This window comes from Microbacterium sp. NPDC080220 (assembly GCF_040686395.1).
GTDB lineage: Bacteria > Actinomycetota > Actinomycetes > Actinomycetales > Microbacteriaceae > Microbacterium > Microbacterium gawkjiense.
Window position 1 is genome coordinate 311,226 of record NZ_JBFBOP010000003.1, and the last position, 15,307, is coordinate 326,532.

Genomic DNA, 15,307 nt, shown 5'->3' on the forward strand with positions numbered 1-15,307 from the left:
CGGCTGCGCGTGCGAGACTGACCGCGTGCACGACGAACACCACTATCGCGTGAAGACCCTCTGGACGGGCGACCGGGGGAGCGGAACAAGCGGGTACCGCGACTACGACCGCGCCGTCACCGTGCAGGTCGAGGGCAAGCCCGACCTGCTCGCCTCGGCCGACAAGCCGTTCCGCGGCGACCCGACGCGCTGGAACCCCGAGGACCTGCTGCTCGCCGCCCTCTCGGAGTGCCACCTGCTGTCGTACCTGCACGCCTGCGTCACGGTGGGTGTCGTCGTGACCTCCTACGAGGACGACACGACGGGCACGATGACGCTCGACGGCAGAGGAGGCGGTTCATTCCGCGAGGTCACCCTGCACCCGCGGGTGACGGTGGCGGATGCCGCGATGGTCCCCGCGGCGGAGGCCGCCCACCGGCAGGCGCGCGAGTGGTGCTTCATCGCGAACTCGGTGAACTTCCCCGTGCGCCACGAGGCCGTCGTGACCGTCAGCGACGTTCGTGCGGCAGGACCTGCTTGAGACGCTCGACCGGATTCTGCGCGGGCACCTCGTTGTACGAGCCGGCGAGCTCCTGACCCGAGAGCGCGTGGATCGCCGACATGATGTGGTCGGTGGCCTGGCGGCGGGCACGGCCCGACGACGCCGGACCGTGATGGGACAAATCCATCGGCTCGCCGTAGCGGATCGTCACCCGCGGCGACATGCGCGGCCACTTCGCGCCCACGGGCATCGCGTCGTTCGTGCCGACGATCCCCACCGGCACGACCTTCGCGCCGGTCTCCAGCGCGAGGAAGGCGACACCGGTGCGGCCCTTGTAGAGGCGTCCGTCGAGCGAGCGCGTGCCCTCGGGGTACAGCGCGATGGCCTTGCCGGACTCGAGGATGCGGCGCTGCTGGTCGAGGGCGTCGAGCGCGGCCTGGCCCGCCCCGCGCTGCACGGGGGTGGCGCCGAGGGCGCGGAAGAACCGGTTGCTGAACCAGCCCTTGATTCCCGACCCGTCGAAGTAGCTCGACTTGGCCAGGAAATAGACGGGCCGCGGCGCGAACAGCGGCAGCACGAACGAGTCGATGAAGCTCAGGTGATTGCTCGCGAGGATGATGGGGCCCGACCGCGGGATGTTGCCCACGCCCTCGATGCGGGGGCGGTAGATCAGCCGTGCCAACGGGCCGAAGCCCCAGCGCACGAGGTAGTAGAGGCCACCGGCACGCGCGAGTTCGTCGTCGGATGACCCGGCGGAGTTCTCGGGGGGAATCGGCGCTTCGGTCACCTGAAGAGGGTACTGCCAAACCCATGCGGGCCAGGACATGCCCCGGTGCATCGCGGCGCTCGGAACGCCGACTCACACCCCGGACAAAAGAAGGTGGGGGAGGATGGAGGCAATCCCCGTTTCTCTGTGAGGTCTACTCCGTGCGTCTTCGTCCCTTCGCCGCCCTGTCCGCCGTCGCCGTGACCGCGCTTCTGCTGACCGGATGCGGCTCCTCCGACACCGCCGCTCCGACGCCCACCGGCTCGGCGGCCGCAGATCTCTGCGACGCTGCCGCGAAGCCGGGCGAGGCATCCGATTCCGTCGAGGTCGACGGCACCGTCGGCTCGCCCTCCACCGCGACCTTCTCGACGCCGCTCGAGCCGAAGGAACTGCAGGTCACGGTGCTCGACGAGGGCGACGGCCCCGCCGTCGAGGCCGGCGAGTTCGTGTCGTACGCGATGACCGCGTACAGCGCCGAGGACGGCAAGGAGCTCGCCACGATCGGGTACGAGCCCGGCCAGTTCCTGCCCTCGCAGCTCTCGCCCGACACGGTTCTCGGTCAGGTCTTCGGGTGCGGGCACGTCGGCAAGCGCGTCGTCGCCGCGTTCCCCGCCAGTGACACGGCGCAGGCCGAGGTCTACGTCCTCGACCTGCTCGGCACGGTGCCCACCGCGGCCTGGGGTGAGCCGCAGGCCGCCCCCGCCGGCTTCCCGACGGTCGAGCTCGCCGAGAACGGCGCGCCGAAGATCACGATCCCCGAGGGCGAGGAGCCCCCGACCCAGACCGAGGTCGCGACCATCAAGAAGGGCGACGGCTACACGGTGCAGAAGGGCGACTACGCCCTCATCCAGTACACCGGCGTCCGGTGGTCGAACGGTGAGACCTTCGACTCCACGTGGGACAAGGGATCGCCCATCGCCTACCCGACGACGAACTACGTCCAGGGCTTCCAGAAGGCGCTCGAGGGCCAGACCGTCGGGTCGCAGGTCCTCGTCGTGATCCCGCCCGCCGAAGGCTACGGCGAGGGCAAGATCAACGAGGCCGACCTGAAGGGCGAGACGATCGTCTTCGTCGTCGACATCCTCGGCGCGCAGACACCGGCGGCGGCTTCCGCGCAGTGACGGCGACCCGGCCGAGCCGGTCCCCGCGGGTAGGGTGAAGCGCATGCGACGCATCCTGATCCTCGGTTCGACGGGCTCGATCGGGACGCAGGCGCTCGACGTCATCCGCGCGAACCGCGACCGCTTCGAGGTCGTCGGTCTCGCGGCGGGGCGGGATGCCGAGGGCCTCCGTCGTCAGGCGGAGGAGTTCGGCGTGGCCGCGACTGCGCTCGGGGCCGGCGACGCCGAACGTCTCGTCCGCAGCGTCGAGGCCGACGTCGTCGTCAACGGGATCACCGGATCGGTCGGGCTCGGGCCGACGCTCGCGGTGCTCGAGACGGGCGCGGCGCTCGCGCTCGCCAACAAGGAGTCGCTCATCGTCGGCGGCGAGCTCGTCACCCGGCGGGCGGCCCCCGGCCAGATCGTCCCGGTCGATTCGGAGCACTCCGCGATCGCGCAGTGCCTGCGGTCGGGCGAGGCGGGCGAGGTGCGCCGCCTCGTCCTGACTGCCAGCGGTGGCCCCTTCCGCGGGCGGAGCCGCGAGCAGCTGCGGGAGGTGACCCCCCGCGAGGCGCTCGCGCACCCCACCTGGGACATGGGGCGTGTCGTGACGACGAACTCGGCCACCCTCGTGAACAAGGGCCTCGAGGTCATCGAGGCGCACCTGCTGTTCGACGTCCCCTACGACCGCATCGACGTGACGGTCCACCCGCAGTCGATCGTGCACTCGATGGTCGAGTTCGTCGACGGGTCGACGATCGCGCAGGCGTCGCCGCCCGACATGCGGCTGCCGATCTCCCTCGCCCTCGACCACCCGCGCCGCGTCGCGGGGGTGGGTGCTCCGCTCGACTGGACGACGGCGTCGACGTGGACGTTCGAGCCGCTCGACGCGGCGGCCTTCCCGAGCGTCTCGCTCGCGAAGCAGGTCGGTGTCGCCGGGTCCACCTATCCCGCCGTGTTCAACGCCGCCAACGAGCAGGCCGTCGAGGCGTTCCACGACGGCGCGCTGCCGTTCCTGGGCATCGTCGACACGATCGCGCGCGTCGTCGACGCGCATGAGCCGCCAGCGGAGCTGACGCGCGAGAGCCTCGCTGACGCCGAGCGCTGGGCGCGGACCACCGCGGACCGGCTCATCGCCGCCGGCTGAGGCTCCCTCGAGTCCCGACCCTTCCCGAACGTCAGGCGGGAACCGGCCATCCCGCGCGTCGCAGGGCGTCCGTCGCGGCGCCCTCCGCGTCGAACGGCGTGCGGACTCCGTGGATCTCGCGGTAGTGCTGGTGGCCCGGTCCCGCCCACAGGATGGCGTCGCCCTCGCCGACCAGCGAGACCGCCGTCGCGATGGCCTCCTCGGGCGGGGTGACCTCGTGGATGACGGCGTCCGGTCGCGCCGCGCGCGCCCCGTCGACGAGCGCACGCCGGATGAGAGCGGGATCCTCCGAGCGGGGATGCTGGTCGGTCACGACGAGCACGTCGCTCCCGAGCGCCGCGACGGCGCCCATGTCGGCGCGCTTGGTGGTGTCGCGGTCGCCGTTGGCCCCGCACACCATGACGACCCGCCCGGGGGTGACCCGACGAACCGCGTCGAGGGTCTTCGCGAAGGCGTCGGGGGAGTGGCCGAAGTCCAGGTAGAGCGCCGGGCCGTCGGCGCCCGAGATCCGCTGGATGCGGCCGGGCAGGCGCGCGTCGATGGCGCGGTGGCCGATGAGGGCGGTCAGCGTCTCCCACTCCCAGCCCGCCTCGAGCAGCATGACGATCGCGAGGCCTGCGTTGGACGCCATGTGCGGACCGATCACCGGCACCGTCGTGGTGACCGAGCCCGCCGGGCCCGACAGCGTGAAGGTCGTGCCCTCGGGCGTCTCGGCGACGAGGTCGACGCGCCAGTCGGCGGCCGCCGTCGGGTCCTCCGCGATGGCGGCGGTCAGCACCGTCGTCACCGGGATGCCGGCACGCTCGGCGATCGCCTGTCCCGCCGGCTGGTCCACGCAGACCACCGCGCGGCGCGCGCGCTCGGGGGTGAACAGGGCCGCCTTGGCGGCGAGGTACTCGGTCATGTCGGCGTAGTCGTCGAGGTGATCGTGCGACAGGTTCGTGAACCCGGCGACGTCGAAGACGAGACCGTCGACGCGGTGCCGGGTGAGGGCCTGCGCGCTGACCTCGACCAGGATCGCCTGGACGTCCTTCTCGCGCATGAGTGCGATCAGGGCGTGCATCTCGGATGCCTCGGGGGTCGTCAGCCGTGAGGGGATGACTTCGCCCGCGATGTGGCGCTCCGCCGTCGACGACAGACCCGTCGTGACGCCGAGACCGTGCAGCATCCCCTCCATGAGGTGGGTGACGCTCGTCTTGCCGTTCGTCCCGGTGACGGCCAGGAGCGGCGGGAGGTCGGCATCCGCTCCCGTTCCGTAGACGAGTGCGGAGAGTCCGCCCAGGCGCGCCCGAGGGTCGTCGACGACGAGGACCGGGACGCGGACGTCCGTCAGGAGCGCCGCGCCGTCGGCATCCGTCACCACGGCGACGGCGCCCTTCGCGATCGCGTCGGGCGCGAACTCCGCCCCGTGGCGATGTGCGCCGCGGACGGCGACGAACAACTCGCCCGCGCGCAGATCGGCGGTCGCGAGGGTCACACCGTGGACGGACGCCCCCGCGAGGTCGCCCGACGCCGTCGCGCCGAGGTGGGCGGCGACGTCCTGCAGTGGCACGGCACGGGGGTGCGACGGCCGGAGGACGGGGGGAGGTGCGGAGGGGTTCTGCATGGTCCCTCCATCATCGCACCCGGCCTCCGGCCGGCCCGGGTCAGACCCGGCGTCGGTTCAGCAGGGCGACGACGAGTGCCGCGGCACCGAGCACGAGAGCGCCGCCCCCGAGCCAGGTCGCGACCGGGGCGCTCGCCGCGGCCTCCGCCTCGGGAGCAGCCCCGGCCTGGCCGTGGCCGTCGCCGTGCTCGGAGGTGCCCGCGGCCGACGCCGCAGCGACGGCCACGATCGGCGCGGGGGATTCGAGCTCCTCCGGGTCCTGACCGTCCTCGGCCACCTGCGTCCAGCCCGTCTCGCCCACCTCGCACCGCTGCGTCACGGGGAACGCGATGTCGGTGTCGCCCACGTCCGAGGAGAAGAGCGCGTCGAAGGATGCCGAGGCGGCGAAGCCGTCCTCGATCGGGGTGAGCGCGGTGTACGTCACCTGCGTCGGCGTGCCGTCGTCGCCGAGGACACGGCTGATCTTCCACACGCCGTCGACGACGGGGGTGACGTTGGCCACCCCCTCGGGGATGTCGAAGACGAGGGCCGTCGTGGGGGAGCCGTCGCAGCCGTGGCTGAACGAGAAGTCCAGGCGCGACGTGGCGCCGGCGGCGGCACCGTCGGCGTGGACGTGGACGTGGGCGGATGCCGCCAGGGGGGCGGCGAGGACGAGGGCGCCGCCGAGGGCGATGCCGGTGAGGGTGAGCGCCGAACGGCGCGGGGAACGCGTGGTCATGAGTCGATGTCTCCCGAAGAGGTGTGCGGGGCGCGCCCGAGGGCAGGCCCGCGCGGAAAGGTGAGGAACGTGCCGCCGTGGGCGGCCGGCTCAGCGGGGAGGTCCGCGGCGGGAGAGATCGGCGAGGGCGAGGCGGGGGCGGAGGCCCCGCGGCGTCGTGAGCGGAAGGGCCGGCGCGGGCCATCCGCCCGTCGGCGGGGCGACGACGGCGACGCGCAGGAGGGAGTGGATGCCGCGTGCCACGGCGCGCAGCATCCGTTCGCCGTGGCAGACCGCCACCGCGGTGACGACCGCGGCGAGGGCGTGGCCGGCGATCATCGCGCCGTCGACCGAGACGGTGCCCCCGGCGGTCGCCCCGAGCGCGAAGGCGTCGTGTTGATGGCCGGCGGGGGCGGCCGTCGGCTGGACGTCGCCGACGAGCGCGAAGGCCGAGTGGAGGAGCGCCTGCGCGGCGACGACGGCGAGCCCCGTCCGGACGGCGGAGGGCCGGGACCCCACGATCGCCAGTGCGATCGGCCACGCGAGCAGCATCACGGTCGCGACGAGCCAGGGAGCGGGGGCGGTGCCCCCGCCGAGGGTGTGGGCGGCCGCCGCGGTCAGCGTCGCGACCGCAGCCGCCCCGCCCGCACGCACGACGCGCACGCGCCGCGAGTCGACGGGTCGGGGGATCACCCTCCCAACCTAGATCCGAGACGAGCCGCGATGACGGCGGCGACGTCATCGCCGCTTCATAGCGTCCGGGGGTAGCGTGTCGGCTCGTGACCGTACTCGCATTCATCATCGGCGTCGTCGTGCTGGTGGTCGGGCTCGCCGTGTCGATCGCCCTCCACGAGGTCGGACACCTCGCCCCCGCCAAGGCGTTCGGTGTCCGTGTGGGCCAGTACATGATCGGCTTCGGCCCGACCGTGTTCTCGCGCCGGGTCGGCGAGACCGAGTACGGCTTCAAGCTCCTGCCGCTCGGCGGTTACATCTCCATGGCGGGCATGTACCCGCCTTCGGCGGCGACCACGGGCGAGGATGACGACGCGCGGCCGCGCCGCCGCCGCCTGTTCGAGACGCTCATCCAGGACGCCCGCACGGCCAACGACGAGACGCTGCAGGGCGACGGTGCCGGGCGTGCCTTCTACCAGCTGCCGGTCTACAAGCGCGTCATCATCATGCTCGGCGGCCCCGCGATGAACCTCGTGCTCGCGATCATCCTCTTCGCGATCATGTTCTCCGGTATCGGCGTGCAGACGGCCACGACCACCGTCGCGTCGGTCAACGAGTGCGTCCTCCCGGCCGGCAGCACGCAGACCTCGTGCGCGGCGGACGATCCGGCCTCCCCGGCGGCGGCCGCCGGCATCCGTCCCGGTGACGTCCTCGTCTCGGTGGACGGCACCCCGGTCGACACCTTCGCCGAGGCGTCGGCGATCATCCAGAAGTCCCCGGACCGGCAGATCCCGGTCGTCGTCGAGCGCGGCGGCACGCGGCAGACGCTCGAGGTGACCCCGGTGCTCGCGACCCGCGAGATCGCGACGGCGGACGGCGGCACGACGACGGCCGAGGTCGGCTTCGTCGGGATGTCGGCGACCGTCGCGTTCGTGCCGCAGCCCATCTGGGACGGGCCGCAGGCGGCCCTCGCGCAGACCGGCCAGGTCGTGGGGATCATCTGGCAGCTCCCGGCCCGGGTCTACCAGACCGCCGTCGACACGATCACCGGCGCCGGTCGCGACCCGAACGGCCCCCTCTCCGTCGTCGGCGCCGGGCGACTCGCGGGCGAGGTCGCCGCGACCGAGACGCCGATCCTGAACCGCGTCTCGGGCATGCTCGCGCTGCTGGGCTCGCTCAACATCGCCCTGTTCGTGTTCAACCTCGTGCCGTTGCTCCCGCTCGACGGCGGCCACGTCGTCGTCGCGCTGTGGGACGGACTCAAGCGCGTCTGGGCGCGGATGACCGGGCGCCGCGCACCGCGTCCGGTGGACGCGACGAAGCTCGTCCCGATCACCTACATCGTCGTGATCGGCCTCATCATCATGGGCGGCACCCTGATCCTCGCGGACATCGTCAACCCCGTGCAGCTGCTGGGCTGACGCGCGGCTCAGGCCTCGACGGGGCTGAGCGCGTGCGTGACGAGCCGCTCGAGGGTGGTGAGACCGTCGCGCGAGAGGATCGACTCGAGGTGGCCCTGCACCGACGCGTACGCGGGACCGCGCAGCGCGTAGACGTCGCCGGTCCGCGCATCAGCCGACACCTCGGTCGCCCCCACGCGGGTCGTTCCCGGGGAGACGCGGGCCGTGAACGTGTTGTAGAAGCCGATGGATGCCGGGGTGCCGAAGACGTCGACGGTCTTCTGCAGGCCCTGGTGCGGGCTCGCGAGCGGCGCCAGCTCGAGTCCGAGGCGGTCGGCGAGCACCTGGTGGCTCAGGCACACCGCGAGCAGCGGCGCACCGGCATCCACCCGTTCCGCCACGATCTCGCGGAGACGGGCGATGCGGGCGCTGTCGGCGTCGCGCGGGTCGCCCGGACCCGGGCCCGAGACGACGAGGTCCGCCGCGGCGACTGCTGCGGGGGAGGCCTCGGACCAGTGCGCGATCGTCACGTCGAAGCCGAGGTGGCGCAGCTGGTGGGCGAGCATCGTCGTGAACCGGTCCTCGGCGTCCACCACGAGGGCGCGTCGCCCGGCGAGCGGACCGCGTCCCGGCTCGCCCTGGGGGTTCAGCCAGAAGGCGGCCAGGCGGGCGTTGCGCGAGGAGAGGAGCTCGGCGATGGCGGGATCCTCGGCGAGCGGCCGCGGGGCCGGGGCCGGGGCGTCCTCGTCGACGGTGCGGGCGACGACGTCGCGCGGGATCGCGCCGATGGCACCCAGCACACCGGCCGCCTTGCCGTGGGTCTCGCCCACCTCGCCGTACGGGTCGGAGTGGCGCACGAGGGTCGCGCCGACAGGGACGCGCAGCCGGCCGTCGACGACGTACGCGGTGCGGATGAGGATCGGCGCGTCGAGGTCGTGTCCGCCGTCGGCGCGTGGCGTGAAGAGGGCCGCCACGCCGGAGTAGTACCCGCGCGGGCTCTGTTCGTGACGGGCGATGACGGTGCAGGCGTTCTGCATGGGCGAGCCGGTCACGGTGGGCGCGAACATGGTCTCGCGGAGGATGTCGCGCGGGTCCATCGTGCTCGTCCCACGGAGCATGTACTCGGTGTGCGTCAGCCGCGACATCTCCTTGAGATGCGGGCCCGTGATGCGGCCGCCGTCGCTGCAGACCGCCGACATCATCTTGAGCTCCTCGTCGACGACCATGAAGAGCTCCTCGGTCTCCTTCGTCGAGGAGAGGAACTCGGTCAGGGTCTCTGCCGTCGCGCCGCCCGCCGGGTGGCGGAAGGTCCCCGAGATGGGGTTCATCGTCACGACGCCGCCCTGGGCGCTGACATGCGCCTCGGGGCTCGCGCCGACGGCGAGGTGGTCGGGCGTCGACACCAGGAACGTCCAGTAGGCGCCGCGCTCGTGCTCGAGCAGCGCGCGGAACCACGTCAGACCCGCCGTCAGCGGGTCGCCGCCGACCTGCGCGACGTAGTCGCGGCGGATGACGAAGTTCGCCCCCTCGCCGCGGCCGATCTCGTCGGCGATGACCCGGCGGACGATGTCGGCGTACGCCTCGTCGTCGATGTCGAAACCGGCGTCCTCGAGGGCGACGGGCTCGGTCGGCAGTTGGGCGAGCGCCTCCGACAGGGGCAGGGAGTGCCGTTCGCCGACGACGAGGCAGCGCAGCGGCGCGCCGTCGTCGTGGCACGCGAAGCCGCGCTCGACGACCTGGCGGAACGGGACGAGCGCGAGCACCTCGCGCGGGGAGCCCGCGGCATCCGTGAGGGGGATGTCGGCGAGCAGCTCGACGTCGACCACCTCGCCGGTGAGCACCTCGACGGTCGCGCCGTCGCGGGCGAGGAGGGCGAAGGGGACGCCGCGCGCGGCGAGGTCGGCGAGGATGATCGGGGCGGTGCCGGTCATGGGGGATCTTCCGTTCGGGGCGGTCGCCGGTAAACGAGAAACGACCGCCGGGCTGTCAGCTCAGGCGGTCGTCGGGATGCACGTGGCGTCCGCCTCAGGCGGAGCGCCACCACGTGCGGTTCGCGAACATGGGGCCGAACCTACCACAGGCGACCCTCGCGGCATCCTCTCGGCCAGGTGCCGTGCCCGAGCGCCCCCCGCGGCTTAGGCTGGAGCCGTGCCAGCTGTGAACATCGGGATGCCCCGCGTGCCGGAGGTCCTCGCGCCTCGTCGCAAGAGCCGTCAGATTAAGGTCGGCAAGGTCCTCGTCGGTGGCGATGCCCCCGTCAGCGTCCAGTCGATGACGACGACGCCGACCACCAACATCAACGCGACGCTGCAGCAGATCGCCGAGCTCACCGCCTCCGGGTGCGAGATCGTGCGCGTGGCCGTGCCGTCGCAGGATGACGCGGACGTCCTCCACATCATCGCCGCGAAGAGCCAGATCCCGGTGATCGCCGACATCCACTTCCAGCCGAAGTACGTGTTCCAGGCGATCGACGCCGGCTGCGCGGCCGTGCGCGTGAACCCCGGCAACATCCGCAAGTTCGACGACCAGGTCGGCGCGATCGCCAAGGCGGCCCAGGCCGCGGGTGTGTCGCTGCGCATCGGCGTCAACGCCGGGTCCCTCGACCGGCGCCTGCTCGAGAAGTACGGCAAGGCGACGCCCGAGGCCCTCGTCGAGAGCGCCGTGTGGGAGGCATCCCTCTTCGAGGAGCACGACTTCCACGACTTCAAGATCTCGGTCAAGCACAACGACCCCGTCGTCATGGTGAAGGCCTACCGGCAGCTCGCCGAACGGGGCGACTGGCCGCTCCACCTCGGCGTCACCGAGGCGGGCCCCGCCTTCCAGGGCACGATCAAGAGCGCGACCGCGTTCGGGATCCTGCTCGGCGAGGGTATCGGCGACACGATCCGTGTCTCGCTGTCGGCGCCGCCCGCCGAAGAGGTCAAGGTCGGCCACCAGATCCTCCAATCGTTGAACCTCCGCGAGCGCAAGCTCGAGATCGTGTCCTGCCCGTCCTGCGGTCGCGCGCAGGTCGACGTCTACACCCTCGCCGACAATGTCACCGAGGGCCTCAAGGACATGACGGTCCCGCTCCGCGTCGCGGTCATGGGCTGTGTCGTGAACGGTCCGGGCGAGGCCCGCGAGGCCGACCTCGGCGTCGCGTCGGGCAACGGCAAGGGGCAGATCTTCGTCAAGGGCGAGGTCATCAAGACCGTCCCCGAAGAGGACATCGTCGCCACCCTCATCGAGGAGGCCAACCGCCTCGCCGACGAGATGGGGCCGGATGCGCCCCTCGGAACGGCGCAGGTCGTCACCTCCTGACGCGAAGCGGATGCCGGGCGGTCCCGGCATCCGCTGTTCTCGTCAGCTCCAGAGGGAGTGATAGGCGTTGATCGCCGGCTGCCCGCCCAGGTGTGCATAGAGGACGGTCGAGTCCTTCGGGATGTCGCCGCTCTTCACAAGGTCGATGAGACCGGCGAGCGACTTGCCCTCGTAGACGGGGTCGGTGATCATCGCCTCGAGCTGCGCGCCGAGCGCCATCGCCGCCATCGTGGAATCCACCGGGATGCCGTAGAGGTCGCCCGCCCACCCCTCGAGCACCTGGATCTCGTCGTCGCGCAGGTCGCGGCCGACTTCGATGAGTTCCGCGGTGTGGCGTGCGATCCTGGCGACCTGGTCGCGCGTCTTCTGCAGCGTCGCGGAGGCGTCGATGCCGATGACCCGTCGCGTCACCCCGGTCAGCTCCTCGAGGGCGGCGAAGCCCGCGATCATGCCGGCGTGCGTCGAGCCGGTCACCGTGCAGACGATGATTGTGTCGAAGAAGACGCCCAGCTGCTTCTCCTGCTCGGCCACCTCGAAGGCCCAGTTCGCGAAGCCGAGGCCGCCGAGGCGGTGCTCGGAGGCTCCGGCGGGGATGGGGTAGGGGGTGCCACCGGCATCCTCCACCTCCTGCAGCGCCTGCTTCCAGGAGTCACGGATGCCGATGTCGAACCCGGCGTCGTCGAGGCGGGAGTCCGCGCCCATCATGCGCGAGAGCAGGATGTTACCGACCTTGTCGTTGACGGGCTCGTCCCACGGGACCCACTTCTCCTGGACGAGCCGCGCCTTCAGACCCAGGTGCGCGGCGACCGCGGCCACCTGACGCGTGTGGTTGGACTGGTAGCCGCCGATCGAGACGATCGTGTCGGCGCCGCTGGCCAGGATGTCGGGGACGATGTACTCGAGCTTGCGGGTCTTGTTGCCGCCGAACGCGAGTCCGCTCGAGACGTCCTCGCGCTTGGCCCAGATCTCGGCTCCACCGAGGTGCTGGGTGAGGCGCTTGAGGTGCTGCAGAGGGCTCGCGCCGAAGGTCAGCGGGTGGCGCGGGAACTGGTCGAGGATCACGGGGTCTCCTGGGTGGTGTCGGTGAGCAGGTCGAGCCAGAGGCCTTCGGCCACGGCTGCCGCGGCCTGCGCGTCGCGCGTCGCGCAGTGGCGGATGAGCTCGGTATGGCGGGCGGCGGAGGCGGTCGCGTCGCTCGAGGCGAAGCGCAGGCGCTCGGCGCGTTCGAGTACCGGTCCGTAGAGGGCGAGGACGGTGCGGACGGCCTCGTTGTCGGCGCGGTCGACGGCGACGTCGTGGAACGCGTGGTCGGCAGCGAGGGCGGCGGACGTGTCGCCCGCGTCGTGTGCGGCGACGAACGCGTCGTTCGCCTGACGCATCCGGTCGATGTCGTCGTCGGTGAACCGGGGTGTCGCCTCGACGACCGCGACCCGGTGCATCGCGGCGACGACCGCCGCGGCATCCCGGACCTTGTCGTCGTCGACGGGAGCGACGACGGTCGACCGGCCCGGGAGGGCGAGGACGAGGCCGGAGCGGGCCAGGTCGAGGAGCGCTTCGCGGACGGGGGTGCGGGAGACCCCGAGCCACGTGGCGAGCTCGACGTCGCGCAGCTGCTCGCCGGGGGCGAGGGTCCCGTCGACGATCGCGTCGCGCAGTCTCGTGCGGACTTCGTCGCGCAGCAGCCCGCGCGGGGGAAGGGAGGTCGAGGGCACCGGCATGCAATATATTGCACACCCGACGGCGGCCGGACGCAAATCGGCGCGCTCAGGCGGGCGCGAACTCGACCCTTCCGGAGGCGACGTCGGCGGCGACGAGGCGCACCCGGATCGTCGCGCCGGGCTCGGCGTCGACGCCCGCGACCGCCGTCTCGAGGGGCGGGATCGTCAGGGCGACCCGCCCGCCGTTCTCGCGGCGACGGAGCACGACGGCGTCGAAGACCTCGCCCTCGCGACCGCGGAGGACCGCCGCGGCGACGTGCTCGATCGCGGCGGCGTCCACCTGCGACGCGACGCGCGAGGATCGTTCCATCGCCTCGGGCAGCTCCGTCAGCGACCCGCGGACCTCGGCCGGCACCTCCTCGCCGTTCGCGAGCGCGTGGCACACGAGCAGCGACCAGCGATCGACGAGGCGCCGCAGCGGCGCGGTCGTGTGCGCGTAGGGCGCGGCAATGGCCGCCTGCGTCACGAGGTTCGGTACCTCGCCGTCGAGGACGGTGTACCCCGCTCCGCGGAAGAGGCCCGCGGCCTGCTCGCGGATCGCGCGGCCGACCGGGGTCCGCGGCAGATCGCGGAGGTAGTCGCCGTACGGGACGTCCGGGTGCCACGGCACGCCGAGCCCGACGGTCTGCGCGCGGAACGCCGCGACGTCCTCCTCGGATGCCGGAGGCATCGTCCGGAGGATGCCCACCTTGCCGGCGAGCATGATCTCCGCGGCGGCCATCCCGGTCAACAGCGACACCTGGGCATTCGCGTCCTCGAGCGGCACGCCCTCGTCGGCCTGCAGGTCGTACCCCTCGGGCGTCGCCACGACCCGGATCTCGGGCAGGTTCAGGCTGGCGCCGCCGCGCTCGCTCTCGCGCCGGGCGCGCTCGTCGCCGAACCACACGAGGTGCTGGATCGTCTCGGGGGCGTCGCCGCGCCCCAGCGCCGCCTGCGCGTCGACGTACGACCACTGCGCGCGGGACCGGATGACCCCGCGTGCGAGCGTGACGGCGGCTGGGCGGGCACCGGCATCCAGCTCGAAACGCCAGACGAAGGCGCGCCGGTCGCGATCCGGTAGCAACGAGGCCGCGTCCTCGCTGAGGACGGCCGGGTGCAGCGGGATGCGGCCATCGGGCGCGTAGATGGTCTGGCCGCGCCGCCGCGCCTCCGCGTCGACGGCGCCGCCCATCGGCACGAACGCGGGCACGTCGGCGATCGCGTAGTGCAGGATGCCGCCGCCGTCCGCGGTCCGCTCGAGGTGGACGGCCTGGTCGAGGTCGGTCGAGCCCTCGGGGTCGATCGTGAGGAATGGGATGCCGCGCAGGTCGGCGAGCTCCGCGGACGCCCAGACCGGGACCTCGCGCGCCGCCCGCTCCGCCGCGGCCTGGACCTCGGCCGGGAAGGCGCCCGGCAGGTCGAATCGCTCGCGCAGCGCGCCGAGTGCGGCGCTCAGTTCCGACTGGACGGGGGAGACGAGGCGAGCGCGGCGGGAGGGCACGCGGTCAGTGTAGGCCGGGCTGCCTCAGCGTGTTCCTCGGTTGCATCCAGCGCGCTCGTAACGGCGGCGCATACCGTGAGCGGCATGAGCAAGCTCTCGCGACTGATCGGCCTGGCCGCCAAAGCCCTCGACTCGTCCTCGTCCTCGTCCTCCTCGTCGTCCCGGGAGGGTTCGTCAGCAGGGGACTGGCGCGGCATGGTCCGCTCCGCTGCGGACGCGCTCACGGGCGACAGTCGCGGAGTTCCGCCATCGCCCGTACAGAACCGCGACGTGCGTTCGGCGGGCGCGCCGGTGGGTCTGACGCCGCCGGCGGCGGGAGCCCCGGCATCCGCTTCGCACAACCGTCTGTCGGCGGCCGATCGCCAGGCGGTCGCGCGGTACGACTACCTGCTGCAGACGGCGGATCCTCATCAGATCGAGCAGATCCACCGCGAGGCGTTCGCCCGTCTCACGCCGGCGCAGCGCGCGCACGTGCAGTCGCGGATGACGGCGGAGCTGCCCGTCCACGAGCATCCGCGATCGTCGTCACCGGATGACCTCGCCCGCGCGGCGGCACGGGGGGAGGCTACACGCCCGGGCCTGCTCAAGGGGCTCCTGGCGCGGGCCGGGACGGGCGGTGGCGCGGCCCGCCTGGTTGGTGGTGCGGCGATCGGCGCCGGTGTCGGCATCCTCGGCGCGGTCGCCGCAGGCGCCGTCGTCACCTCGGTAGCGGGGCCCCTGCTGGCACAGGCTGTCGGCATGGGTGTCGACTTCGATGCGCTCGCCGCAGGCGTCGACCTCGACGGCATGGCGGGAGAGGCGCTCTCCGGTGCGGGTGAGCAGGTCTCCGGCTTCGGGGAGCAGGTGTGGGGCTTCGGCGAGAACCTGGGCGGCTTCGGGCTGCCCGGACTCGACGACATCTTCGGCCGCTGAATCCTCGCGCGCGTAGGCGCGCTCTCGT

The 15,307-nt window shown here is 72.5% G+C and carries 14 protein-coding genes; 6 read left to right on the plus strand and 8 right to left on the minus strand.

The genetic code is table 11. The features are described from left to right. Window positions 1-25: 25 nt before the first annotated feature. A complete protein-coding gene (locus AB0P29_RS07360; RefSeq protein ID WP_363379239.1) occupies window positions 26-520 on the plus strand; it encodes an OsmC family protein in 495 nt (164 codons plus the stop codon). On the opposite strand, the gene AB0P29_RS07365 is transcribed toward AB0P29_RS07360, so the two are convergent. Beyond that, window positions 489-1,268 (minus strand): lysophospholipid acyltransferase family protein, encoded by a 780-nt coding sequence (locus AB0P29_RS07365; protein ID WP_217531184.1) that lies wholly within the window; start codon window positions 1,266-1,268, stop codon window positions 489-491. The genes AB0P29_RS07360 and AB0P29_RS07365 overlap by 32 nt on opposite strands. Window positions 1,269-1,408: 140 nt before the next feature. Here AB0P29_RS07365 and AB0P29_RS07370 point away from each other — a divergent pair, with 140 nt between their 5' ends. Together AB0P29_RS07370 and AB0P29_RS07375 are read left to right on the plus strand one after the other, a co-directional pair. Then, on the plus strand, window positions 1,409-2,368 hold the full coding sequence (locus AB0P29_RS07370) for an FKBP-type peptidyl-prolyl cis-trans isomerase (protein WP_363379240.1): 960 nt from the start codon (window positions 1,409-1,411) through the stop codon (window positions 2,366-2,368). Between the two features lie 43 nt (window positions 2,369-2,411). Next, window positions 2,412-3,494 (plus strand): 1-deoxy-D-xylulose-5-phosphate reductoisomerase, encoded by a 1,083-nt coding sequence (locus AB0P29_RS07375; protein WP_363379241.1) that lies wholly within the window; start codon window positions 2,412-2,414, stop codon window positions 3,492-3,494. 31 nt (window positions 3,495-3,525) lie between these two features. Here AB0P29_RS07375 and AB0P29_RS07380 read toward each other — a convergent pair whose 3' ends face one another. From AB0P29_RS07380 to AB0P29_RS07390, 3 genes are all read right to left on the minus strand, one after another. Beyond that, window positions 3,526-5,100 carry a UDP-N-acetylmuramoyl-L-alanyl-D-glutamate--2,6-diaminopimelate ligase gene (locus tag AB0P29_RS07380; RefSeq protein ID WP_363379242.1) on the minus strand — a complete coding sequence of 525 codons (1,575 nt, stop codon included), beginning with the start codon at window positions 5,098-5,100 and terminating at the stop codon, window positions 3,526-3,528. Window positions 5,101-5,140: 40 nt separating this feature from the next. Then, on the minus strand, window positions 5,141-5,818 hold the full coding sequence (locus AB0P29_RS07385) for a DUF1775 domain-containing protein (RefSeq protein ID WP_253036131.1): 678 nt from the start codon (window positions 5,816-5,818) through the stop codon (window positions 5,141-5,143). Window positions 5,819-5,908: 90 nt separating this feature from the next. After that, a complete protein-coding gene (locus AB0P29_RS07390; RefSeq protein ID WP_363379243.1) occupies window positions 5,909-6,490 on the minus strand; it encodes a hypothetical protein in 582 nt (193 codons plus the stop codon). Window positions 6,491-6,576: 86 nt separating this feature from the next. Here AB0P29_RS07390 and AB0P29_RS07395 point away from each other — a divergent pair, with 86 nt between their 5' ends. Then, a complete protein-coding gene (locus tag AB0P29_RS07395) occupies window positions 6,577-7,890 on the plus strand; it encodes a site-2 protease family protein (protein WP_363379244.1) in 1,314 nt (437 codons plus the stop codon). 8 nt (window positions 7,891-7,898) lie between these two features. On the opposite strand, the gene AB0P29_RS07400 is transcribed toward AB0P29_RS07395, so the two are convergent. Continuing rightward, window positions 7,899-9,800, minus strand: a complete 1,902-nt coding sequence (locus AB0P29_RS07400) for a chorismate-binding protein (protein WP_363379245.1) — start codon at window positions 9,798-9,800, stop codon at window positions 7,899-7,901. A 238-nt stretch (window positions 9,801-10,038) separates the two neighbouring features. Between AB0P29_RS07400 and ispG the strand changes: the two genes are divergently transcribed. Next, on the plus strand, window positions 10,039-11,169 hold the full coding sequence (gene ispG / locus AB0P29_RS07405) for a flavodoxin-dependent (E)-4-hydroxy-3-methylbut-2-enyl-diphosphate synthase (protein ID WP_064002420.1): 1,131 nt from the start codon (window positions 10,039-10,041) through the stop codon (window positions 11,167-11,169). A gap of 42 nt (window positions 11,170-11,211) precedes the next feature. Here the strand turns inward: ispG and AB0P29_RS07410 are convergent, their stop codons facing one another. The 3 genes from AB0P29_RS07410 to AB0P29_RS07420 are packed head-to-tail and all read right to left on the minus strand — an operon-like array spanning window position 11,212 to window position 14,367. Then, on the minus strand, window positions 11,212-12,231 hold the full coding sequence (locus tag AB0P29_RS07410; protein ID WP_253035983.1) for a 1-aminocyclopropane-1-carboxylate deaminase: 1,020 nt from the start codon (window positions 12,229-12,231) through the stop codon (window positions 11,212-11,214). Further along, window positions 12,228-12,887: a GntR family transcriptional regulator gene (locus AB0P29_RS07415; RefSeq protein ID WP_363379246.1), complete on the minus strand. Its 660-nt coding sequence runs from the start codon at window positions 12,885-12,887 to the stop codon at window positions 12,228-12,230. Before AB0P29_RS07415 ends, AB0P29_RS07410 begins: the two co-directional genes overlap by 4 nt. Window positions 12,888-12,933: 46 nt before the next feature. Continuing rightward, window positions 12,934-14,367: an RNB domain-containing ribonuclease gene (locus tag AB0P29_RS07420; protein ID WP_363379247.1), complete on the minus strand. Its 1,434-nt coding sequence runs from the start codon at window positions 14,365-14,367 to the stop codon at window positions 12,934-12,936. An 84-nt stretch (window positions 14,368-14,451) separates the two neighbouring features. On the opposite strand from AB0P29_RS07420, the gene AB0P29_RS07425 reads away from it, so the two are divergent. After that, window positions 14,452-15,279: a cation-transporting ATPase gene (locus AB0P29_RS07425; RefSeq protein ID WP_363379248.1), complete on the plus strand. Its 828-nt coding sequence runs from the start codon at window positions 14,452-14,454 to the stop codon at window positions 15,277-15,279. Window positions 15,280-15,307 lie beyond the last annotated feature (28 nt).